Source organism: Burkholderia sp. BCC1644, assembly GCF_902833225.1.
In the GTDB taxonomy this organism is placed as follows: Bacteria; Pseudomonadota; Gammaproteobacteria; order Burkholderiales; family Burkholderiaceae; genus Burkholderia.
The window spans coordinates 303,843-325,429 of record NZ_CADFEI010000005.1; the positions used below are offsets into that span (position 1 = coordinate 303,843).

General features: G+C 66.4%; 17 protein-coding genes and 1 tRNA gene. 5 read left to right on the forward strand and 13 right to left on the reverse strand.

Annotation, left to right across the window (positions count from 1 at the left end):
- Window positions 1-16 precede the first annotated feature (16 nt).
- Entirely contained in the window at window positions 17-1,900 is a 1,884-nt protein-coding gene (locus tag HWX87_RS12385) for an extracellular solute-binding protein (RefSeq protein ID WP_176047374.1), read from the reverse strand.
- Window positions 1,901-2,041: 141 nt separating this feature from the next.
- The gene (locus HWX87_RS12390) at window positions 2,042-2,404 is read right to left on the reverse strand and encodes a hypothetical protein (RefSeq protein WP_176047375.1); all 363 of its coding nucleotides are present in this window, start codon (window positions 2,402-2,404) and stop codon (window positions 2,042-2,044) included.
- A 298-nt stretch (window positions 2,405-2,702) separates the two neighbouring features.
- Between HWX87_RS12390 and HWX87_RS12395 the strand changes: the two genes are divergently transcribed.
- The 4 genes from HWX87_RS12395 (at window position 2,703) to HWX87_RS12410 (ending at window position 8,868) form a co-directional block, all read left to right on the forward strand.
- Window positions 2,703-5,921 (forward strand): efflux RND transporter permease subunit, encoded by a 3,219-nt coding sequence (locus HWX87_RS12395; RefSeq protein WP_176047376.1) that lies wholly within the window; start codon window positions 2,703-2,705, stop codon window positions 5,919-5,921.
- Entirely contained in the window at window positions 5,911-7,086 is a 1,176-nt protein-coding gene (locus tag HWX87_RS12400; protein WP_176047377.1) for an efflux RND transporter periplasmic adaptor subunit, read from the forward strand. Before HWX87_RS12395 ends, HWX87_RS12400 begins: the two co-directional genes overlap by 11 nt.
- Entirely contained in the window at window positions 7,079-8,494 is a 1,416-nt protein-coding gene (locus HWX87_RS12405) for an efflux transporter outer membrane subunit (RefSeq protein ID WP_176047378.1), read from the forward strand. Before HWX87_RS12400 ends, HWX87_RS12405 begins: the two co-directional genes overlap by 8 nt.
- Window positions 8,495-8,604: 110 nt before the next feature.
- Window positions 8,605-8,868, forward strand: coding sequence for a DUF4148 domain-containing protein (locus tag HWX87_RS12410; RefSeq protein WP_176047379.1), 264 nt, complete (start codon window positions 8,605-8,607; stop codon window positions 8,866-8,868).
- A 57-nt stretch (window positions 8,869-8,925) separates the two neighbouring features.
- Here the strand turns inward: HWX87_RS12410 and HWX87_RS12415 are convergent, their stop codons facing one another.
- The 3 genes from HWX87_RS12415 to HWX87_RS12425 are packed head-to-tail and all read right to left on the reverse strand — an operon-like array spanning window position 8,926 to window position 11,688.
- Window positions 8,926-9,591 (reverse strand): winged helix-turn-helix domain-containing protein, encoded by a 666-nt coding sequence (locus HWX87_RS12415; protein WP_176047380.1) that lies wholly within the window; start codon window positions 9,589-9,591, stop codon window positions 8,926-8,928.
- 19 nt (window positions 9,592-9,610) lie between these two features.
- A complete protein-coding gene (locus tag HWX87_RS12420; RefSeq protein WP_176047381.1) occupies window positions 9,611-11,002 on the reverse strand; it encodes a HAMP domain-containing sensor histidine kinase in 1,392 nt (463 codons plus the stop codon).
- Window positions 11,003-11,013: 11 nt separating this feature from the next.
- Entirely contained in the window at window positions 11,014-11,688 is a 675-nt protein-coding gene (locus HWX87_RS12425) for a response regulator transcription factor (protein ID WP_175845225.1), read from the reverse strand.
- A 218-nt stretch (window positions 11,689-11,906) separates the two neighbouring features.
- On the opposite strand from HWX87_RS12425, the gene HWX87_RS12430 reads away from it, so the two are divergent.
- Window positions 11,907-12,206: a DUF4148 domain-containing protein gene (locus tag HWX87_RS12430; RefSeq protein ID WP_176047382.1), complete on the forward strand. Its 300-nt coding sequence runs from the start codon at window positions 11,907-11,909 to the stop codon at window positions 12,204-12,206.
- Window positions 12,207-12,316: 110 nt separating this feature from the next.
- Here HWX87_RS12430 and cyoD read toward each other — a convergent pair whose 3' ends face one another.
- The 8 genes from cyoD to HWX87_RS12470 all read right to left on the reverse strand — a co-directional run bounded on the left by cyoD (window position 12,317) and on the right by HWX87_RS12470 (window position 21,510).
- Window positions 12,317-12,649 carry a cytochrome o ubiquinol oxidase subunit IV gene (gene cyoD, locus HWX87_RS12435; RefSeq protein ID WP_011352504.1) on the reverse strand — a complete coding sequence of 111 codons (333 nt, stop codon included), beginning with the start codon at window positions 12,647-12,649 and terminating at the stop codon, window positions 12,317-12,319.
- On the reverse strand, window positions 12,650-13,258 hold the full coding sequence (cyoC, locus tag HWX87_RS12440) for a cytochrome o ubiquinol oxidase subunit III (protein WP_176047383.1): 609 nt from the start codon (window positions 13,256-13,258) through the stop codon (window positions 12,650-12,652).
- A complete protein-coding gene (gene cyoB, locus HWX87_RS12445; protein ID WP_176047384.1) occupies window positions 13,258-15,264 on the reverse strand; it encodes a cytochrome o ubiquinol oxidase subunit I in 2,007 nt (668 codons plus the stop codon). Before cyoB ends, cyoC begins: the two co-directional genes overlap by 1 nt.
- Before the next feature lie 3 nt (window positions 15,265-15,267).
- Window positions 15,268-16,155, reverse strand: a complete 888-nt coding sequence (gene cyoA, locus HWX87_RS12450; protein WP_176047385.1) for a ubiquinol oxidase subunit II — start codon at window positions 16,153-16,155, stop codon at window positions 15,268-15,270.
- 275 nt (window positions 16,156-16,430) lie between these two features.
- The gene (locus HWX87_RS12455; protein WP_176047386.1) at window positions 16,431-17,960 is read right to left on the reverse strand and encodes an NADH-quinone oxidoreductase subunit M; all 1,530 of its coding nucleotides are present in this window, start codon (window positions 17,958-17,960) and stop codon (window positions 16,431-16,433) included.
- 496 nt (window positions 17,961-18,456) lie between these two features.
- Window positions 18,457-19,845 carry a hypothetical protein gene (locus HWX87_RS12460; protein ID WP_176047503.1) on the reverse strand — a complete coding sequence of 463 codons (1,389 nt, stop codon included), beginning with the start codon at window positions 19,843-19,845 and terminating at the stop codon, window positions 18,457-18,459.
- Between the two features lie 207 nt (window positions 19,846-20,052).
- Window positions 20,053-20,146, reverse strand: a tRNA-Ser gene (locus HWX87_RS12465).
- 110 nt (window positions 20,147-20,256) lie between these two features.
- Window positions 20,257-21,510, reverse strand: coding sequence for an aspartate kinase (locus tag HWX87_RS12470; RefSeq protein ID WP_176047387.1), 1,254 nt, complete (start codon window positions 21,508-21,510; stop codon window positions 20,257-20,259).
- Between the last annotated feature and the right edge of the window lie 77 nt (window positions 21,511-21,587).

The window sequence follows — 21,587 nt, forward strand, 5'->3', positions numbered from 1 at the left end:
GAAGGGCCGGCGCGGGTCAGTGATCGGGCTTCGCCCACCAGGTCGACACGACCCAGCCCTCGGCCGAATAGTACAGCGGCAGCGTCTGCGGATAGGCCAGCGTGCGCCGGTACGCGATCCGGTGCGTCGTGCTGTACCACTGCGGCACCGCGTAGTAGCCATGCATCAGCACACGGTCGAGCGCGTGCGTCGCGTCGAGCAGGTCCTCGCGCGTCTGCGCGGTGCCGAGCGCGTGCAGCAAGGCGTCGACCGCCGGCGACTTCAACCCGATGAAGTTGTCGGAACCCGGCTCGTCGGCGAACTTGCTCGCGTAACGCGAGTACTGCTCGGCGCCCGGCACCTGCACGCCCGGCAAGCGGATCGTCGTCATGTCGTAGTCGAACGCATCGAGGCGCTTCTGCAGCAGCGCGAAATCGGCCGTGCGAAAGCGCGCGTCGATGCCGAGCTTCGCGAGATTGCGCTGGTACGCCGTCACGACACCTTCCATCGCGGCGCCCGAATCGTCGAGGATCTCGAACGTGAACGGCTCGCCCTTCGCGTTGCGCAGCGCGCCGTCGCGATAGGTCCAGCCAGCTTGCGCGAGCAATGTGCGCGCCTTCAGCAGGTTCGCGCGCAGCGAGCCCGGCGGGTTCGTGTCCGGCTGCGTGACCATCGGGCCGAACACGGCCGGATCGAGCTGCGCGCGCAGCGGCTCGAGCAGCTTCAGTTCGCCCTCGCCCGGCGTACCGGTCGCCTGCAGATCGGTGTCGGCGAAATAGCTGTCGAGGCGCGTGTACGCGCTGTAGAACAGCTGGCGGTTCAGCCATTCGAAGTCGAACGCGAGGTCGAGCGCCTGGCGCACGCGCACGTCGCGAAACAGCGGCCGGCGCAGGTTCATGAAGAAGCCCTGCATGCCGGCGCCGTTATGCTGGCGGAATTCGCGCTTGACGAGCTCGCCGCTGTCGAAACGCTTGCCGACGTCGCGCCGGGTCCAGTTGCGCGCGATGTACTCGACGAGCACGTCGTATTCGCCGGCCTTGAACGCCTCGAGCCGCGCGACGCCGTCGCCGTACAGCTTGTAGACGATCCGCGCGAAGTTGTTGGTGCCGACCCGCACCGGCAGGTCGGCGCCCCAGTACGCGGGGTTGCGCCGGTACGTGATCGTGCGGCCGTTGTCGTAGTGCTCGATCAGGTACGGGCCGCTGCCGATAGGCTGCTCGAACGCGAGCTGGTCGAACGGGATGCGCGAGCCGTCCGCGCGCAATCCCCACTTGCGCGAGAACACGGGCACGCCGCCGGCGATCAGCGGCAGCTCGCGATTCGCGCTGCGGAACTCGAAGCGTACGGTGGCCGGATCGACCACCACGGCCTTCACGATCTCCGCGAAATACGCGCCGAACTGCGGCGCCGCCTGCTTGCTCTTCAGCGTATCGAACGAGAACTTGACGTCGTCGGCCGTGACCGGGTCGCCATTGGAAAAGCGCGCGCGCGGATTCAGGTGGAACGTGACCGAACGGCGATCGGGCGCGACGTCGATGTCGTCGGCCAGCAGCCCGTAAGCGGATGCCGGTTCGTCCGAACTCCCCGTCGCGAGGCTCTCGAACAGATTGTCGATGCCCGGCGCCGGGTTGCCGCGCATCGTGAACGGATTGAACTTGTCGAACGACGTCAGCCGGTTCGGGTTCGCGAGCACGAGCGTGCCGCCCTTCGGCGCATCGGGGTTGACGTAGTCGAAATGCTTGAAACCCGCCGGATATTTCGGCTCGCCGTACTGCGCGATCGCATAGACCGCGTGGGCGGCCGGCGCGGCCAGCGTCGCGTACAGCACAAACGCCGCGGCAAAGCGGCCGGCGGCCTGTACGGCACGCTGCGCGCCGAAGCAGGCCCGTGAGGCGGCGGCCCGGGGCGAACCCTTCGTCATAGAGGCCCTGTCGGTCGAATGAGGGTAGTAACGTGGGACGATTCTACCCATTCAATCCGCCGGGCTAAAAGAAAACCGCCACGCGGGCGGTTTCTTCATCAGCGAACGTTGCGCACGCATCACGCGTGCGCACCCTGTCGATCAACGCCAGCCGTTGTGGCGGCCGTTGTCCCAATGGCCGTGACCGCGATCGCCGCCCCAGCCGCGACCATGGCGGCGGTACCACTCGTCACGGCCCCAGTAGCGACGGCCGTCCCAGTAGCGGTCGCCGTGCCAGCCGATGATGATGGCCGGCGCCGGTGCGTAGACGGGTGCCGGCGCGTAGACCGGCGCAGGCTGATAGACGACCGGCGGCGGAGGCGGCGCATACACGGGTGCGGGCGCGACGTAGACCGGTGCCGGAACGCCGAGATTGATCCCGACATTGACTCCCGCCATTGCTGCGCCCGACACGAGCAAGGCCGTCATACCGGTCAAGAGCGAGGCAATACGCAAGGTCTTCATGGATTCCTCTTTGGGGGTTGTTTGATGTGTGATTCGACTATAACGGCAAGCACCGTCTCCGCATATTTCAAGTTTGTAAGAACTGATGCGCGGCATCGCAACCGGAAGCCCGCGCTAACGTCTTGTAACAATCGACGCCTGCCCTGCCCCTCACGACCCGTTCCTAAAACATCTTTCATCCTGCCTCGCGCCTCGCGTTAAGCGGCGCCACGCACACTGCGCGAGCCGAACCGGGCTCCCGCCACGCTTCGGCACTTCGCTGACTGGCCGGCGCCCCGCGCCGGCGGAGACCTCGCCGATGCTGAAACTCGTCCGACTCGCGCTCGCGCGCCCCTACACGTTCATCGTCCTCGCGCTGCTGATCCTGATCGCGGGGCCGCTCGCGGCGCTGCGCACGCCGACCGACATCTTTCCCGACATCCGGATTCCCGTCATCAGCGTCGTATGGAACTACGCCGGCCTGCAGCCCGCCGACATGTCGGGGCGCGTCGTCACGTATTACGAGCGCACGCTCGGCACGACGGTCAACGACGTCGCGCACATCGAGTCGCAGTCGTTCCGCAGCTTCGGGATCGTCAAGATCTTCTTCCAGCCGAGCGTCGACATCCGCACCGCAACCGCGCAGGTCACGTCGATCTCGCAGACGGTGCTCAAGCAGATGCCGCCCGGCACGACGCCGCCGCAGATCCTCAACTACAACGCATCGACGGTACCCGTGCTGCAGCTCGCGCTGACGAGCGACACGCTGAACGAGCAGCAGCTCGGCGACTACGCGACCAATGTGATCCGGCCGCAGCTGCTGTCCGTCGCGGGCGTCGCGATTCCGTCGCCTTATGGCGGCAAGGTGCGCCAGGTGCAGATCGACCTCGACCCGCAGGCGCTGCAGGCCAAGGGGCTGTCCGCGCAGGACGTCGCGACCGCGCTCGCGCAGCAGAACCAGATCATCCCGGCCGGCACGCAGAAGATCGGCGGCTTCGAATACAACATCCGGCTCAACGACAGCCCGCTGACCATCGACCAGCTCAACGCGCTGCCGATCCGGACCGTGAACGGCGCGGTGATCTTCATGCGGGACGTCGCGCACGTGCGCGACGGCTTTCCGCCGCAGGGCAACATCGTCCGTGTCGACGGCCGCCGCGCGGTACTGATGAGCGTGCTGAAAAGCGGCTCGGCGTCGACGCTCGACATCATCGCGGGCGTCAAGGCGCAGTTGCCGCGCATCGAGGCGACGCTGCCGCCGTCGCTCCGGCTCGTCGTGATGGGCGACCAGTCGGTGTTCGTCAAGGGCGCCGTGAGCGGCGTCGCGCGCGAAGGCCTGATCGCCGCCGCGCTCACCTCCGCGATGATCCTGCTGTTCCTCGGCAGCTGGCGCTCGACGTTGATCATCGCCGCGTCGATCCCGCTCGCGGTGCTGGCGGCGATCGCCGCGCTCGCCGCCGCGGGCGAGACGCTCAACGTGATGACGCTCGGCGGGCTCGCGCTCGCGGTCGGCATTCTGGTCGACGACGCGACCGTCACGATCGAGAACGTCAACTGGCATCTGGAACAGGGCAAGGAGGTGCGCAGCGCGATCCTCGACGGCGCGTCGCAGATCGTCGCGCCGGCCTTCGTGTCGCTGCTGTGCATCTGCATCGTGTTCGTGCCGATGCTGCTGCTCGACGGCGTCGCGCGCTTCCTGTTCGTGCCGATGGCCGAAGCCGTGATCTTCGCGATGATCGCGTCGTTCGTGCTGTCCCGCACGTTCGTGCCGATGATGGCCCGCTACCTGCTGAAACCGCATGCCGCGCATCCGGCGGCCGTGCTCGCGCCGCACGGTGCGCCGTTCGCGCCGCCGCGCGCACGCAATCCGCTGGTCGCGTTCCAGCAGGGTTTCGAGCGCCGCTTCGCCGCGCTGCGCGCCGGCTATCGTGTCGTGCTCGGGCTCGCGCTTGCCGACCGCGTCCGCTTCGTCGTGTTGTTCCTCGCGGCGATCGCCGTGTCGTTCGTGCTGGTGCCGGGTCTCGGCCGCAATTTCTTCCCGTCGGTCGACTCGGGCGAGATCGCGATCCACGTGCGCGCGCCGATCGGCACGCGCATCGAGGAAACGGCCGCGCTGTTCGACCGCGTCGAGCGCGCGGTGCGCGGCGTCGTGCCACCGCGCTCGATCGCGAGCATCGTCGACAACATGGGACTGCCGAACAGCGGGATCAACCTCACGTACAGCAATAGCGGCACGATCGGCCCGCAGGACGGCGACATCCTCGTGTCGCTCACCGGCGACCACGCGCCGACCGCCAGCTACGTGAAGCAGCTGCGTACCGCGCTGCCGCGTGCCTTTCCTGGCGTGACTTTCTCGTTCCTGCCCGCCGACATCGTGAGCCAGATCCTCAACTTCGGCGCGCCGGCGCCGATCGACGTGCAGGTGACAGGCCCCGACCGTGCGGCCAACCGTGCCTACGCGACCGGGCTGTTGCGGCGCATCCGCACGGTGCCGGGCGTCGCCGATGCGCGCGTGCAGCAGGCGTCGACCTATCCGCAGTTCACGGTGTCGGTCGACCGTGCGCGCGCCGCGCAGCTCGGCATCACCGAGCAGGACGTCACCAACGCGGTGGTCGCCAGCCTGTCCGGCACGAGCCAGGTGTCGCCGACCTACTGGCTCGATCCGCACAACGGCGTGTCCTATCCGATCGTCGCGCAGACGCCGCAGTACCGGATGACATCGCTGTCGGACCTGCGCGCATTGCCCGTCACGGGCCGCACGGGCGCCCCGCAACTGCTCGGCGGCCTCGCGACGATCGTGCGCGGGCAGACCGACGCGGTCGTGTCGCACTACGACATCGCGCCGCTGTACGACATCTTCGCGACGACGCAGGATCGCGATCTCGGCGCGGTCAGCGCCGACATCGAGCGCGTGCTGCGCGCGAGCGCCTCCGACCTGCCGAAGGGATCGCGCGTGACCGTGCGCGGCCAGGTGCAGACGATGAACGGCGCATTCGGCGGGCTGCTCGCCGGCCTCGCCGGCGCGGTGCTGCTGATCTACCTGCTGATCGTCATGAACTTTCATTCGTGGCGCGACGCGTTCGTGATCGTGAGCGGGCTGCCCGCGGCGCTCGCCGGCATCGTCTGGATGCTGTTCGTCACACGCACGCCGCTGTCGGTACCCGCGTTGACGGGCGCGATCCTGTGCATGGGCGTCGCGACCGCGAACAGCATCCTCGTCGTCACCTTCGCGCGCGAACGGCTCGCGCACACCGCCGACGCGGCCGTCGCCGCGCTCGAGGCCGGCTTCACCCGCTTTCGGCCCGTGATGATGACCGCGCTCGCGATGATCATCGGCATGGCGCCGATGGCGCTCGGTCTCGGCGACGGCGGCGAACAGAACGCCCCGCTCGGCCGCGCGGTCATCGGCGGCCTGCTGTGCGCGACCGTCGCGACGCTGGTGTTCGTGCCTGTCGTGTTCAGTCTCGTCCATCGGCGCGATCGCGCGCCGCGCTCCGAATCCCTTTCCGTCACTCCGGGAGAACAGCATGTCCACTGAATTCGAAGTCCGTCCCCCCGGCACGCCGCGCTACCTGAAGCCGCTCGCGATCGCAGGCGCCGTCGCTGCGCTCGCCGTCGCGGCCGCAGGCGTCTTCGCCCGCCTGCACGACGCGCACGCGGTCGCCGCGTGGACCGCGCAGCAGGCGATCCCGACCGTCGCAACGGTCGCGCCGCAGCCGGCCGCAGCCGACGCACTCGTGCTGCCGGGCCGTCTCGACGCGTATGTCGACGCACCGATCCATGCACGCGTACCGGGTTACCTGCATGCGTGGTACGCGGACATCGGCGCGCATGTGAAAGCCGGCCAGCTGCTTGCGTCGATCGACACGCCCGATCTCGACCAGCAGTTGCAGCAGGCTCGCGCCGATCTGCAAAGCGCGAGCGCGAACGAGCGGCTCGCCGCCGTCTCGGCCGCACGCTGGGCCGAGATGCTTGCGCAGGATTCCGTCTCCCGGCAGGAGGCCGACGAGAAACGCAGCGACCTCGACGCGAAACGCGCGGCCGTCGCGGCAAGCACAGCCAACGTGCGGCGGCTCGAAGCGCTCGAATCGTTCAAGCGGCTCACCGCGCCGTTCGACGGCGTCGTGACGGCCCGCAAGACCGACGTCGGCGCGCTGATCGACGCGGGCAGCGGCAACGGCGCCGAACTCTTCACCGTGTCGGATGCGCGGCGGCTGCGGCTGTACGTCCACGTTCCGCAGGACGACGCGGCCGCGATCCGCGCGGGCATGCAGGTCGCGCTGACCGTGCCGGAGCGCCCCGGCACGACGTTCGACGCGACGCTCGCGGATTCCGCGCAGTCGATCGATCCGGCATCCGGCACGCTGCTCGCGCAGTTTTCGATCGCCAACCCGGCCGGCACACTGTTTCCCGGCGAATACGCACAGGTGCGGATCGCGATGCCCGGCGCCGCGCATGCGCTGACGATTCCTGCCAGCACGCTGATCTTCCGCCACGACGGATTGCAGGTTGCGGTGCTCGACGCGAACGGGCATGCCAGGTTGCGCAACATATCGATCGCGACCGATCTCGGCACGCGCGTCGAGATCGCGTCGGGGCTCGCGGCCGGCGATCGCGTGATCGACAATCCGCCCGATTCGCTTGCGGACGGCGACCCCGTGCGCGTCGCCGGCGCCGCGACGACGGAGCGTGCGCATGGCTGACCGACTGCTTGCTGCATGGCTGGGCAGCGTCGCGCTGCTTGCCGGCTGTTCGCTGGCGCCGACCTATCGCGCGCCGGATGTCGCGGTGCCGGCCGCGTTTCGCGAAACGGGCCCGTGGGTCGATGCCGCGCCGGCCGACCGACTCCCTCGCGACGGCTGGTGGCGCGTGTATGGCGACCCAACACTCGACCGGCTCGAACCGCTCGTCTCACGGGCGAATCCCGACCTCGCGGTCGCCGTCGCGCGGCACGACGAAGCCGCCGCGCTGTTCGACGAAGCGCACGCGGCATTGCTGCCGACCATCGGCATCGATGCCGAACCCGACCGCGACCGGCAGTCGGCGCGCCGGCCGCTGCGCGGCAGCGGCCAGCCCGACGTCTACGAGTCGAACACGCTCGAAGGCGGCATCGGCTACGAGGTCGATCTGTGGGGCAAGATCCGCAACACGGTCGCGGCCGGCCGCGACGATGCGCAGGCGGCCGACGACGATCTCGCCTCGGTCCGGCTCAGCCTGCAAGCCGGCCTGGCCGCCACCTACTTCGATCTCGCGGGTCTCGACCGTGAAGCGGACACGCTCGCGCAAACGATCGACACGTACCGCCGCGCGTGGCAACTGACGGTCAGCCGTCATCGCGGCGGCCTCGCGTCCGGGCTCGACGTGTCGCGTGCGCAAACGCAACTCTCGCTCGCCCAGGCGCGCGCATCCGACATCGCCGCGCGCCGCGCCCTCGACGAACATGCGATCGCCGCGCTCGTCGGCGCATCCGCATCGACGTTCACGCTGCCACCCGTCGCGGCACTGCCGGGCGTGCCGTCGATTCCGACCGGGCTCGCGTCGACGCTGCTCGAACGCCGGCCGGACGTCGCCGCCGCCGAACGTCGCGTCGCGGCTGCGAACGCACGGATCGGCGTCGCCCGCGCGGCCTATTTCCCCGACCTGTCGCTCGGCCTCGACGCCGGCTTCCAGAGCGATACGTTTTCGCCGTGGCTCGCCGCGCCGAACGAGATCTGGTCGATCGGGCCGCGCCTCGCGATGACGCTGTTCGACGGCGGCCTGCGTGCCGCCGGCGTACGCAAGTCACGTGCGCAGTTCGCCGAACAGGGTGCGCGCTATCGCGCCGTCGTGCTGCAGGCATTCCGCGAGGTCGAGGACGACCTCGCGCTGCTGCACCGCCTCGGCGACGAGTCGGACCAGGACGACGCGGCGCTCGTCGCGGCGCAGCGGTCGCTCGCACTCTCGATGTCGCGCTATCGCGACGGCGCGGTCAGCTATCTCGACGTGGTCACGGCGCAGACGACCGAACTCGATACGCAGATCGCGTCGCTCGATGCCGATGCGCGACGCCTGCAGGCATCCGTCGGGCTCGTGCGCGCGCTCGGCGGCGGCTGGCACGGCGCGCAATCATGAACGTTTCTTCATCGGCGCGCCCGGTGTCCGCACCGGCGCGCCCGATAACGTGGTTCCTGCCGGCATTGCCGTCGCGGCACCGGCCTCTGTCACTTGAACAGGATCACGCCATGAAGACCTTGATGTTCGCCACGCTCCTCTCCGCCCTCTGCGTCGCACTGCCCGGCCGGGCCAGCGCGATGCCGCCCGGTGCGGTGACAGCACCGCCGACGCTCGCATCGGCCGCGCCCGTACCGCTGCCGTCGCAACCGGCATGGAACTGGAATGCCCCGCAAGCCGCGCCGCTGACGCGTGCGCAGGTCTATCGTGAACTCGTCCGCGCCGAACGCGATGGCCAGCTCGCGCAACTGAATCGCGAACTCTATTCGCACTGACCGCGCGCACGCGAACGTGCCGTGCGACGCGCGGCACGCCCGGCGCCATACCGATCGTCACCCGCCCGCGTCGAACCTGAACCCGAATCGCGCTACGGTTTCGATCCGCGCGGAGAACGCATGCGAGGCCAGCTTGCGCCGCAACCGCACGACCAGCGCGTTGACCGTTTCGGGCTCGATGTCGGCATCACCCCATGCATAACGCAGCACGGCATCGCGCCCGACCGGCCGCCCCGATTCCCGCAGCAGGCATTCGACGAGACGGAATTCCCGTGCGCTGAGCGCCAGCCGCCTGCCATGCTCCTCCAGTGCGCGCGTCGCCGCGTCGAGCCGGACCGATTCACGCGTTTCGATCGCGCCCGTCCGGCGCCACAACGCGCGCAGCCGCTCGTGCAGCTCCACGAACGAACACGGATGGGCAAGACACACGTCGCAGCCGGCCTGCAGCATTCGCGCACGCTGCGCGGGTGTGGTGCCGGTGACGATCGCGGCAATCGTCGCTCCCCCGGCCGATGCAGCCAGTCGCGGCAACCCGGTGAGGATCGCCGGGTCGGCCGCCGCATCGGGTGCCGCAATCACGATGGCATCGAACCGGTCCTGCGTCGCCGCGAAGCAGCCGTCGCGCCATCCGTCGACGCGTTCGACGCCATGCATGCTCTCGCGAAACGCCTTGTCGAGCCGTGCGGCCTCGGGCGTAGGCGGCGCAATCAGCAGGATGCGCATCGATCGCTCCCCGGTGCCGTCATGCGAGCGAGCGCGGCCAGCATTCGACCGTGATCGCCGTGCCGGCCGGCTGCGCATCGCCGATCCGCAGCGCGAAACCATGTACGCGCATCACGGCCGACACGACGCTCAAGCCGAGCCCCGACCCGTTCACGTGACGCGTGCGCTCGCCGCGGTAGAAGCGTTCGAGCACCGCGTCGCGCTCGCCCGGCGGGATGCCCGGACCGGTGTCCTCGAACCGCACGAGCGAGCCGTTCGGTGTCGCGTTGAGCACGACGCGCACGCGGCCGCCCGGCGGCGTGAACTTGATGGCGTTGTCCGCGAGATTGCTGAACGCCTCGAACAGCAATGCGCGGTCGCCATGAATGCCGTCGACCGGTGCCGCGTCGAGCGCGAACGAGACGTCAACGGCCTCGGCCAGCGGCTCGTAGAGTTCGCACACATCGCGCAGCAACGCCGCGACGTCGACCGCGGCAAAGCCGCCGCGCCGGCTCAGCGTGCCGATCTCGGAGATGCGCAGCATCGCGCGAAAGCGTTCGAGCAGCCGGTCGGTTTCGTCGCGCGCCGACGCCAGCAGCGCCGCCGACGCAGGATCGTCCGCGCAGAACGGCTGGTCGGCCAGTCGCGCCAGCATCGTATGCACGCGTGCGAGCGGCGTGCGCAGGTCGTGCGCGATGCCGTCGCAGGTATGGCGCACCTCGCCCATCAGCCGCTCGACCTCGTCGAGCATGTGGTTCACGAGATGCGCGAGCAGGTCGAGTTCGTCGTAGCGGCCGACCGGCAGCCGCTTGCCGAGATCGCCTTCGGCGATCTGCCGCGTGACGCGCCGGATCGCGGCGACGCGACGCATCTGCCGCATGCCGAGCATGCTGCCGCCCGCGATGCCCGCGATCAGGATCATCACGCCGCCGATCACGAGCCCGCGGATCGCGACATCGCGGATCTGGATGAAATGCGACAGGTCGCGCGCGACGACCAGCGTCATCCCGTTGTCGCGGCGCACGGCCATCGCGCGGGTGATCGGCGCGGGCTGGCCGTCGAGCGGTGCGAGCGTACGGTTCAGCGTGCGCCCGTCGCGATCCGTGCGCAACGCGGGCAGTGTCGCGATATCGCCGGCCACACGGCGACCGGTCGCGTCGAACAGCCCGTAGAAACTCGTATGCATGTGCTCGTGCTCGAGCCGCCGGTGGATCGCGAGCGGCAGCTCGGCATCGGGGATCGAATCGAAATAGATCAACTGCCACGCGAGCACCTCGTCGGTGTCGCGCGTCATCGTGTGCGTCGCGGCGACGTTGATCACGCCCGCGAGCAGCAGCAGCGACACCGAGAAGATCGCCGCATACGCGCACAGCCAGCGAAACGTCGTCGTATGCCAGCGGCGCGTGAAATTCGCCGCGCGAGCCGCGTCCATTCCCGCCTCCGTCACGCGAGCATGTAGCCCGAGCCGCGCACCGTCTGGATCATCGGTTGCGCGCCGGGCGGATCGATCTTCTTGCGCAGCCGGCCCATGTGGACGTCGATCAGGTTGGTGCCGGGATCAAAGTGATAGCCCCACACGGTCTCGAACAGCATCGTGCGCGTGATCGTCTGGCCCGCGTTGCGCATCATGAACTCGAGCACGCGGAATTCGGTCGGCAGCAGTGGAATCTCGTCGCCGCCGCGGCGCGCGCAGCGCGAAATGAGGTCGAGCTCGAGCGCGCCGACCTTCAGCAGCGTCTGCTGCGGCACGCCCGATGCCTGCCGGCGACGCAGCAGCACCTCGATGCGCGCGCTCAGCTCGCCGGAATCGAACGGCTTCGTCAGGTAATCGTCGCCGCCCGCGCGCAGCCCGCGGATGCGCTCGTCGACATCACCGAGCGCGCTCAGCATCAGCACCGGCGTATCGATGCCGACCGTGCGCATCGCGGTCAGGATCGCGAGACCGTCCGCGCCCGGCAGCATCCGGTCGAGCGTGATCGCGTCGTACGATGCGCTCATCGCGCGCATCATCCCTTCGCGGCCGTTGTCGATCCAGTCGACCTCGAACCCGCGCGCAGTCAGCTCGCCGACGATCTCGTTCGCGGTCACCGCATCGTCCTCGACCGTCAGTACTCGCATGGTTGTCCTCGCAATGAACGTCATGACGGGCGCACACGTTGCGCCCGCGACTATCGTAGGCGACGCGGCCACCGTCCGGCGTTACATGAAACATGCTTCATCCAGCGCCACGGCAGGCACGCGTGAAACATGTTTCATCCGTGCGTCGCCTGCCCCGCCGTGCGCGCCGCCTACGCTGACGTCATGCGGCATCGGGCCGCGCAACCAGGAGCTACCGGATGAAACTGTCGACCACCGTCGCCTGCATGCTGCTCGCATGCGCGAGCACCGCCGCGTTCGCGGGGCCGCACCTCACCCCTCGGGAATGCCAGGCATACCCGTTCGTTCACACGGGCCACGAGGTCACGCATGCGGACCTCGTACGCGAGCTGACCGAACTCGAACAGGTCGGCTACGATCCCGCGCACGCGAGCCCCTACTACCCCGACGATCTCGACGGCGCGAAGCATCGGCTCGACGTCGAATACCGCGCGGACTGCACGCATGCGCTGACGGCCGACGCGGGCGTGCAGCACTGACCGCACGGCCTGGAGCAACGCGGCCGGGGAGCAATAAAAAAGGCGGCACTCGCGTGCCGCCTTTTTGTCATGACCGCGCATGGATATCGACCGCTGCGCCGCGATGCCGCTCAGCGCGACATCATGTTCATGCTGACGTTGTGCATCACCCACAACGTGCCGACAATCAGGATCGCCGCGGTCAGCACCGTGTAGCTGAATGCCATCACGTTCCAGCGCTGGCCCGACGAGCCGTTCATGTGCAGGAAGTACACGAGGTGCACGACGATCTGCACGAAGGCGAGCACGGCCAGCGCGATCAGCGACGCATGCGGCGACAGCACGCCGCCCATCACGAGGCCGAACGACGCGGCCGTAAGCAGCACCGACAGGATGAAACCGGCGACGTAGCCGCCGACACTGCCGTGCCCTTCTTCGAGTTGAGACGAATGCGAATGGGCCATTTAGATCACGCTCGCGAGATAGACAAAGGAAAACACGCAGATCCACACGATGTCGAGGAAGTGCCAGAACAGGCTCAGGCATGTCAGGCGCCGCAGGTCGCGATCGGTCAGGTCGCCGCCGCGGAACACGATCTGCCCGGCGAGCACGACCATCCACAACAGGCCGGCCGTCACGTGCAGCCCGTGCGTGCCGACCAGCGTGAAGAACGCCGACAGGAACGCGCTGCGCTGCGGGCCGGCGCCTTCCGCGATCAGGTGCGAGAACTCGCGCAGCTCCATCGCGAGAAACGCCGCGCCGAGCACGAACGTCACCGCGAGCCATGCGAGCAGCGCGCCGCGCCGCTGCTTGTACGCCGCGAGCATCGCGAAGCCGTACGTGATGCTCGACAGCAGCAGCGCGGCGGTTTCCACCGCGACGCCCGGAATGTCGAACAGCTCTTTCGCGGTCTGGCCGCCCGCATACTGGTGGCCGAGCACCGCGAACGTCGCGAACAGCGCCGCGAAGATCACGCAGTCGGTCATCAGGTACAGCCAGAAACCGAACACCGAATGCGACGGCGGATGGTCGTCGTGCTCGAGCAAGGTTGCGCTCAAGGTTTTCTGCAACATCAGTTGGCCTCCAGTTCCACGTCGTCGACGCGCGCGGCCACGCGCTTCGTCGGCTGCTTGTCTTCGATCTTCCGCACCGTCGACGCGGGGATGTAATAGCCGTCGTTATCGCGCGAGCTGTAGATCACGAGCGTCGCGATGATCCCGACGAGCCCGCCGATCGCCATCCACCAGATGTGCCATACCAGCGCGAAGCCGAGCACCAGGCTGAAGATCGCGATCACGAGGCCCGCGCAGGTATTCGACGGCATGTGGATGTCGCGGAACGTTGCCGGGTTCGGCCGGCCTTCGCCGCGCGCCTTCATGTCCGCATAGGCGTCGAGCGTGCGCACCTGCGGGATCGTCGCGAAGTTGTAGTCGGCCGGCGGCGACGACGTCGCCCACTCCAGCGTGCGGCCGCCCCACGGGTCGCCCGTCGTGTCGCGGTACTCGGGCAGGTGGCGGTTGCGGATGCTGACCACCAGCTGCAGCACCTGGCACGCAATGCCGATCGCGATCAGCACGGCGCCGAACGCGGCGACCAGCAGCCACGGATGCCACGCCGGGTTGTCGTAGTGGTTCAGGCGGCGCGTCATGCCCATGAAGCCGAGCACGTAGAGCGGCACGAACGCGACGTAGAAACCGATCTGCCAGAACCAGAACGCGGCCTTGCCGAGCTTCTCGTTCAGCTTGAAGCCGAACGCCTTCGGGAACCAGTAGTTGAAGCCCGCGAGATAGCCGAACAGCACGCCGCCGATGATCACGTTGTGGAAGTGAGCGATCAGGAACAGGCTGTTGTGCAGCACGAAGTCCGCGCCGGGAATCGCCATCATCACGCCGGTCATGCCGCCGAGCGTGAACGTGACCATGAAGCCGATCGTCCACAGCACGGGCGTCGTGAATTCGATCCGGCCGCGATACATCGTGAACAGCCAGTTGAACACCTTCACGCCGGTCGGGATCGCGATGATCATCGTCATGATGCCGAAGAACGCGTTCACGTTCGCACCCGAGCCCATCGTGAAGAAGTGATGCAGCCACACGAGGAACGACAGCACCATGATCGCGCAGGTCGCGTACACCATCGTCTTGTAGCCGAACAGCGGCTTCTTCGCGAACGTCGCGATGACTTCCGAGAAGATCCCGAACGCCGGCAGGATCAGGATGTACACCTCCGGATGGCCCCACGCCCAGATCAGGTTCAGGTACAGCATCGCGTTGCCGCCGGCATCGTTCGTGAAGAAGTGCATGCCGAGGTAACGGTCGAGGCCGAGCAGCGCGAGCGTCGCGGTCAGGATCGGGAACGACGCCATGATCAGCACGTTCGTGCAAAGCGCCGTCCACGTGAACACCGGCATCTTCATCAGCGTCATGCCCGGCGCGCGCATCTTGATGATCGTCACGAAGAAGTTCACGCCGGTCAGCAGCGTGCCGACGCCCGAGATCTGCAGCGCCCACAGGTAGTAGTCGACCCCTACCCCCGGACTGAACTGCAGCTCCGACAGCGGCGGGTAGGCAAGCCAGCCCGTCTGCGCGAATTCGCCGATCACGAGCGACACGTTGATCAGGATCGCGCTGACGGCCGTCATCCAGAACGAGAGCGAGTTGATGAACGGGAACGCGACGTCGCGCGCGCCGATCTGCAGCGGCACGACCAGGTTCATCAGACCGACCATGAACACCATCGCCATGAAGAAGATCATGATCACGCCGTGTGCCGTGAAGACCTGGTCATAGTGGTGCGGCGGCAGGTAGCCGGGCCCGTTGTACGCGAGCGCGAGCTGCATGCGCATCATGATCGCGTCGGCGAAGCCGCGCAGCAGCATGATCAGCGCGACGATGATGTACATCACGCCGAGTCTCTTGTGGTCGACCGTGGTCAGCCATTCCGTCCACAGCCACTTCCACCGGCCGGTGATCGTCAGCGCGGCGAGAATGCCCAGTACGACCAGACCCATGAAGGCGCCCGCCCCCATGATGATGGGCTGATCGAACGGGATCGCCGAAAGTGTGAGTTTGCCGAACATGCGTTACCCCTTCGTGCCGCAGGCGGCGTCCTTCAGGTCGAGGACGTGGCCATCGTTGTATTTCGCGATGATGTTGTGGAAGAGCCGCGGATCGACCGACGAGAAGTAGCGCACCGGCGCCTTCTCGCTCGGTTGCGCGACGGTGCCGTACACGGTCGCGTCGAGCCGGTCCGGCGACGCCTTCACTTTCTGCACCCATGCATCGAACTGTTCGCGCGGCTCGGCGAGCGTGCGGAACTTCATGTCCGAGAAGCCGCGGCCGCTGAAGTTGGCGGACGTGCCCGCATAGTTGCCGGGTTCGTCGGCGATCAGGTGCAGGCGCGTCTGCATGCCGGCCATGGCGTAGACCTGACCACCGAGCTGCGGGATGAAGAACGAGTTCATCACCGAATCCGACGTGATGCGGAAGTTCACCGGCGTGCCCACCGGAATCGCGAGCTGGTTCACCGACGCGATGCCGAGTTCCGGATAGATGAACAGCCACTTCCAGTCGAGCGCGACGACTTCGACGTCGATCGGCTTCACCGACGACTCGAGCGGCTTGTACGGATCGAGCTCGTGCGTGGTCTTCCACGTCAGCACGCCGAGGAACAGGATGATCAGCGTCGGCACCGTCCAGATCACGACCTCGATCGCGGTCGAATGCGACCAGTTCGGCGCGTAGGTCGCGTTGCGGTTCGATGCGCGATAGCGCCACGCGAACCACAGCGTGAGCAGGATCACCGGCACGACGACGACCAGCATCGCCCAGGTGGACGTCGCGATCAGCGCCTTTTCGGCGGCGCCCACGCTACCTTTCGGATTTAGTACATCTAAATTACAGCCTGACAGGCTCAACGCCGCGCCGATTGATATCAGCGCCGACCAGCCTCTTGAAGCTTTTCTTTTCATCACACAGCCCGAGGGTCATTGAATCCGTTTGCGTATGCCCGATGCGCATTCGATCCACGAAAGTGGCCGAATCATACGTCGCGCGGGTGCGATGAAAAACCGGTGGATGCGGCAAATCATCATTGCAAAATCTGCCGTGAGTCACATTGTCGCGGGGCAATTTCACGCAGCCGGAAGCCGGCCCGGCGCTCGCCGTGCCGGACCTCGATCGATGCGTGCGCAACGAGCCGTATCGCCGTGCGATGCGGCCCGCTTGCGCGGCTCGACTGGCGGGGTCAGTCGTGCGTCGACGCCATGTACGACGGCAGCACCGGCACAGGGCCGTCCCCTGCCGGCACCTTCGACTGGCTTGCTTCCTGGATCAGCTTGCCGACGGTCGGATCGATCGCGTCGGTGAACGGCTTCGGATCGATGCCGATCGCCAGCACGATCAGCGCGAGCGACGCGAACATCACGATCTCGCGACGATTCAGGTCGGCGAGCTTTGCGATCCGCTGGCTCGCGACCTTGCCGAACACGACGCGCTTGAGCATCCACAGCGTGTACGACGCGCTGAGGATCAGCGTCAGTGCCGCGATCGCGCCGATCCAGAAGTTGAAACGGATCGCGCCCATGATGACCATGAACTCGCCGACGAAGCCCGACGTGCCCGGCAGGCCGACGTTCGCCATCGCGAACAGCACAGTGAAGGTCGCGAAACGCGGCATCACGCCCGCCACGCCGCCGTATGCGGCGATCTCGCGCTGCTTCGTGCGATCGGCGAGCACGTTCACGCACAGCAGCATCGCGCCGGCGACGAAGCCGTACGACACGAGTTGCACGATCGCGCCCTCGACGCCGATCCGGTTGAACAGGAACAGCCCGAGCGTGACGATGCCCATGTGCGCGACCGTCGAATACGCGAGCAGCTTGCCGAGATCGGTCTGTGCAAGCGCGATCAGGCTCGCATAGACGATCGCGAACAACGACAACGCGATCACGGCCGGCGCGAAGAAGTGACTCGCATCGGGCGTGATCGGCAGCGCGAAACGCAGGAACCCGTAGCCGCCGAGCTTGAGCATCGCGAGCATCAGCGCGGCACCGGTCGGACCGTCGGTGTAGACGTCGCTCAGCCACGTATGGACCGGCCACATCGGCACCTTCACCGCGAACGCCGCGAAGAAGCCGAGGAACACCAGCAACTGCGGCGCGAAGCCGAGCTGCAGCGTGCGCCACGCGGCCATGTCGAACGTATGCGACTGCGCGTACAGGTACAGCATCGCCATCAGCAGCAGCAGCGAGCCCGCGAACGAGATGAAGAAGAACTTCACGGCCGCGTACACGCGGCGCTCGCGCCCCCAGGTGCCGATCAGCAGGTACAGCGGAATCAGCGTCGCCTCGAAGAAGATGAAGAACAGCAGCCCGTCCTGCGCGACGAACACGCCGACCATCAATCCCGACAGGATCAGGAACGACGCGTAGTACTGCGCGACGCGCACCGTGACCGACTCCCACGACGCGATCACCACCACGAGCGTCGTGAAGGCGGTCAGCACGACGAGCCACAGCGACGCGCCGTCGATGCCGACGCGCCATCCGGAGTTGAACGCCGCCAGCCAGTCGCGGCTTTCGACGAACTGCATCGCCGCCGAATGGGCGTCGAAGCCGGCAACCAGCGGGACGACGGCCGCGAGCCCCACGATCGCGCCCGCGAGCGCGATCAGCCGCGTACGGCGCGGGTGGTGGTCGGAACCGGCACGCAGCAGGCACGCGCCGAACAGGATCGGAGCCCAGATGGCCAGGCTCAGGAAGGGGAAATCATGCATGTCAACAAGGCCTTGAGGAGGTCGCGCACTGCATCGGGGACAGGCGAGACGAAAGGAACGAAATCAAATCGACAGGTAGATTTCGTGAATCGCCAGTGTTGGCAAAATGTAAAGCGACATCACGGAAAAACTTGATGTCGCTCAAACGCGATCGGGTTAACCAGCATAAGGCGATTGATTATTTTCTGCAGCGCAGCAGAGCCTCAATTTTCCATTCCGATGCATGACGCTGATTTTATTCAGTAATTTTTTGTATTGCGTGCCATGGCAAATCGCGAAAAACGACGCAATGCCGCATTTTTGGCGTCAGCACGTCATTTCACGGGGCCGGAACAGGATTATCGAGGGCGCGCCGGGTGGCGATCCGACGCCTCGCTTTTCCTTACATCGATCATTACGTTTTAATTACTTTTCACCGACGAGATACAGGCCGAGTGACTGGCACCCTGCCCGCCCAGTGTCGCGGCAGGCATCGCACCCTTCATGTTCCCGGCCGTCAGCGCTGATGACTCAACCGATCCCAGACGCGCATCGTCACCGCGCGATAGTGGTTGTGTTGTGCGGGGAAATGGACGAAACGGCTGTCGCGCGTCGCATAGACCGGCGATGACGCGAGCGTCGTCGCGTCGACGATATGACGCGCATCGATCAGGCCGGACTCCAGCAGCTCCACATAGATCGCCTGCTGGTCGCCGCCGCTCGCGTAGACCGACGATCGATCGTCGAAATGCTCGATGCGCGCGCAGATGCGCTCGACGAGTTCGCGCATCGGCGCCACGTTGCGCACGCCGATCATGCACGAGTTGATCGCCCAGGCTGTGTGATCGGTACCGATCAGGAAGTCGCGGCCATCGATCACGCTGTCGATCGCCTGACTCTGGTCGATCGCCAGGATGTCCGCATCGACCCAGAACACGAATTCGTGATGCGGCAGATGTTCGCGAATCAGATGCAGCTTCGCCCAGTTCGCGTCGATGCCGCGCGGCAGGAACGCGGGCGCCTCGCGATACGCGTGGTACGCATAGCCGTGCCGCGTGCAGTAGCGGACGAAGTTCTCCTCGTGCAGATCGCCATAGCCCGCGATATGCGACGTATGCAGGCTCACGAACGCAATGCGGGCATGCGGATTCACATGCCGCTCCGCCTCACGCGTTCGCTGCTGCGCGGCGCGCCAGTCATCCAGCGCACGCGGTTGATCGCCGTGCTGGTACCGCTCGGCATCGTCGACGAGCGCAACCACGTAGCGGAAATCGTAGTCGGCCGCCGGCGCCCAGACGCTCTCCACCGCCTGCCACTCGGGCGCGTGGTGCACGACGAGCGGCCGCGCGCCGGCGATCGAATCGATCGAGATGCCATCGCTCCAGACCGTCTGCGCCGACGCGAAATGGCCGTTCGCGAGCGGTACATCGAACGGCAGCGGAGGAAAGTGCTCCGCAAGCAGCGTCGCCTCGCAAGCATCGCGGCGTTCCGGAAGGCGCATCGCCCACTTGCCCAGCTCGAGTGCGAGCTTGCGCAATCGCTCCCGCACGTCGGGCACGTTGCGGAAGATCATGCCGCTTGCGGCGGGCAGCGGCGACTTCGACGTCTGCGTGGTGACGATTGCGTCGTAACCGTGCGCGACGTCCGGCAGCGCGTGCGGATCGAACACGACGGAAAACGGATCGAGCACGAGCAGCAATGCGCCCGGCTCCATCGCGACGAGCTGCGCGATGATCGCGTGGTACTTGTGCAGGATCTGCTGGCGCTCGCCGTACACGTGCATACCGTCGACCGTTGCATGCCGATAGCCGTGCAGCTGCGCGTAACGCGCGTGGTTATCGACGAGTCCGTCGACAGGCCGATGAGAGAGGAAAGTCAGAACGGAATGCGGGCTTGCCAAGAGCATCACCTTGAATTGCGCCAGGACGATACGCGATATGTAGCGCATGACGGGGGCTCAAGTCGAGCATTCATTGCCGGTGGGGCCGCGACGAAGTTCGCGTGAGGATGCGATCCGGCAGCATCGAACCTTTCGCGCGCGACACGGCACGATGGGCCCGAAAAAGAAAAAGCCCCGTCAGTCCTAGAACTGACGGGGCTTTGTCACCGCTTTTGGCGGAGACGGAGGGATTCGAACCCTCGATCCAGGTTTTGGCCCAGATGCTCCCTTAGCAGGGGAGTGCCTTCGACCTCTCGGCCACGTCTCCCAAACTTTCGCTCGCACCAGGGAGGCAGTGCGACGAGAACGAGATAATATAGGGTTTCGAACCGTACGTCAATTTCCGTGATGCATTTTCTTCAATGCATCACGAAAAATTCACGATGCCTGGTCGAGTTCGAATGCCTTGTGCAGCGCGCGGACGGCCAGCTCCATGTATTTCTCGTCGATCAGCACCGAAATCTTGATTTCGGACGTCGAGATCATCTGGATGTTGATGCCCTCTTCCGACAGCGTGCGGAACATCTTGCTCGCGACGCCCACGTGCGAACGCATGCCGACGCCGACGACCGACACCTTCGACACCTTCGGGTCGCCCTGCACGCGCTCGGCGCTGACGTGGCCCTTCACCTGGTTGGTGAGAATGTCCATCGCCTTCTGGTAGTCGCCGCGACCGACCGTGAACGTGAAGTCGGTTTTGCCTTCGACGCTCTGGTTCTGGATGATCATGTCGACGTCGACGTTCGCGTCGGCGACCGGGCCAAGGATCTGATATGCGATGCCCGGCTTGTCGGGCACGCCCATCACAGCAATGCGTGCTTCGTCGCGCTGGAACGCGATGCCGGAAATGACTGCCTTTTCCATGGTCTCGTCTTCTTCAAAAGTAATCAGGGTGCCCGAGCGCATTTCTTCGTCGAGCGCAATCATCGGATCGGTCAGGCTCGACAGCACACGCGTCTTCACCTGGTATTTGCCGGCGAATTCGACCGAGCGGATCTGCAGGACCTTCGAGCCGAGGCTGGCCATTTCCAGCATCTCTTCGAACGTCACGCGTTCGAGGCGGCGCGCCTCTTCGACGACACGCGGGTCGGTCGTGTAGACGCCGTCGACGTCCGTGTAGATCAGGCACTCTGCAGCATCGAGCGCAGCCGCGACCGCCACCGCCGACGTATCGGAGCCGCCACGGCCCAGCGTCGTGATGTGACCGTCCGGATCGACGCCCTGGAAGCCCGTGATGATCACGACCTTGCCTGCGTTCAGATCGGCCTTCACGCGCTCGTCGTCGATCGAGTGAATGCGCGCTTTCGTGAACGCGCTGTCGGTCTTGATCGGCACTTGCCAGCCGGCGTAGCTCACGGCCTCGACGCCGATTTCCTGGAGCGCGATCGACAGCAGGCCGACGCTGACCTGCTCGCCGGTCGACGCGATCATGTCGAGCTCGCGCGGGCTCGGCTGGCTCGAAATCTCTTTCGCAAGACCGAGCAGACGGTTGGTTTCGCCGGACATCGCCGAAGGCACGACCACCATCTGGTGCCCGGCCTGATGCCATTTTGCGACGCGTTTCGCGACGTTCTTGATGCGCTCGACCGAGCCCATCGAAGTGCCGCCGTATTTGTGTACGATGAGTGCCATTGTCGTTCTGAACTGGAGGAGAAACCGCACGGGCGCGCTGGGCAGGCCGCGTAGCCGTTCAGTCACGCGGCTTGTGG

Excerpts from the sequence above, each read along its gene's own strand:
- HWX87_RS12385 (WP_176047374.1), bottom strand. The coding sequence starts at position 1,900 with ATGACGAAGGGTTCGCCCCGGGCCGCCGCCTCACGGGCCTGCTTCGGC.
- HWX87_RS12390 (WP_176047375.1), bottom strand. The coding sequence starts at position 2,404 with ATGAAGACCTTGCGTATTGCCTCGCTCTTGACCGGTATGACGGCCTTG.
- HWX87_RS12395 (WP_176047376.1), top strand. The coding sequence starts at position 2,703 with ATGCTGAAACTCGTCCGACTCGCGCTCGCGCGCCCCTACACGTTCATC.
- HWX87_RS12400 (WP_176047377.1), top strand. The coding sequence starts at position 5,911 with ATGTCCACTGAATTCGAAGTCCGTCCCCCCGGCACGCCGCGCTACCTG.
- HWX87_RS12405 (WP_176047378.1), top strand. The coding sequence starts at position 7,079 with ATGGCTGACCGACTGCTTGCTGCATGGCTGGGCAGCGTCGCGCTGCTT.
- HWX87_RS12410 (WP_176047379.1), top strand. The coding sequence starts at position 8,605 with ATGAAGACCTTGATGTTCGCCACGCTCCTCTCCGCCCTCTGCGTCGCA.
- HWX87_RS12415 (WP_176047380.1), bottom strand. The coding sequence starts at position 9,591 with ATGCGCATCCTGCTGATTGCGCCGCCTACGCCCGAGGCCGCACGGCTC.
- HWX87_RS12420 (WP_176047381.1), bottom strand. The coding sequence starts at position 11,002 with ATGGACGCGGCTCGCGCGGCGAATTTCACGCGCCGCTGGCATACGACG.
- HWX87_RS12425 (WP_175845225.1), bottom strand. The coding sequence starts at position 11,688 with ATGCGAGTACTGACGGTCGAGGACGATGCGGTGACCGCGAACGAGATC.
- HWX87_RS12430 (WP_176047382.1), top strand. The coding sequence starts at position 11,907 with ATGAAACTGTCGACCACCGTCGCCTGCATGCTGCTCGCATGCGCGAGC.
- cyoD (WP_011352504.1), bottom strand. The coding sequence starts at position 12,649 with ATGGCCCATTCGCATTCGTCTCAACTCGAAGAAGGGCACGGCAGTGTC.
- cyoC (WP_176047383.1), bottom strand. The coding sequence starts at position 13,258 with ATGTTGCAGAAAACCTTGAGCGCAACCTTGCTCGAGCACGACGACCAT.
- cyoB (WP_176047384.1), bottom strand. The coding sequence starts at position 15,264 with ATGTTCGGCAAACTCACACTTTCGGCGATCCCGTTCGATCAGCCCATC.
- cyoA (WP_176047385.1), bottom strand. The coding sequence starts at position 16,155 with ATGAAAAGAAAAGCTTCAAGAGGCTGGTCGGCGCTGATATCAATCGGC.
- HWX87_RS12455 (WP_176047386.1), bottom strand. The coding sequence starts at position 17,960 with ATGCATGATTTCCCCTTCCTGAGCCTGGCCATCTGGGCTCCGATCCTG.
- HWX87_RS12460 (WP_176047503.1), bottom strand. The coding sequence starts at position 19,845 with ATGCTCTTGGCAAGCCCGCATTCCGTTCTGACTTTCCTCTCTCATCGG.
- HWX87_RS12470 (WP_176047387.1), bottom strand. The coding sequence starts at position 21,510 with ATGGCACTCATCGTACACAAATACGGCGGCACTTCGATGGGCTCGGTC.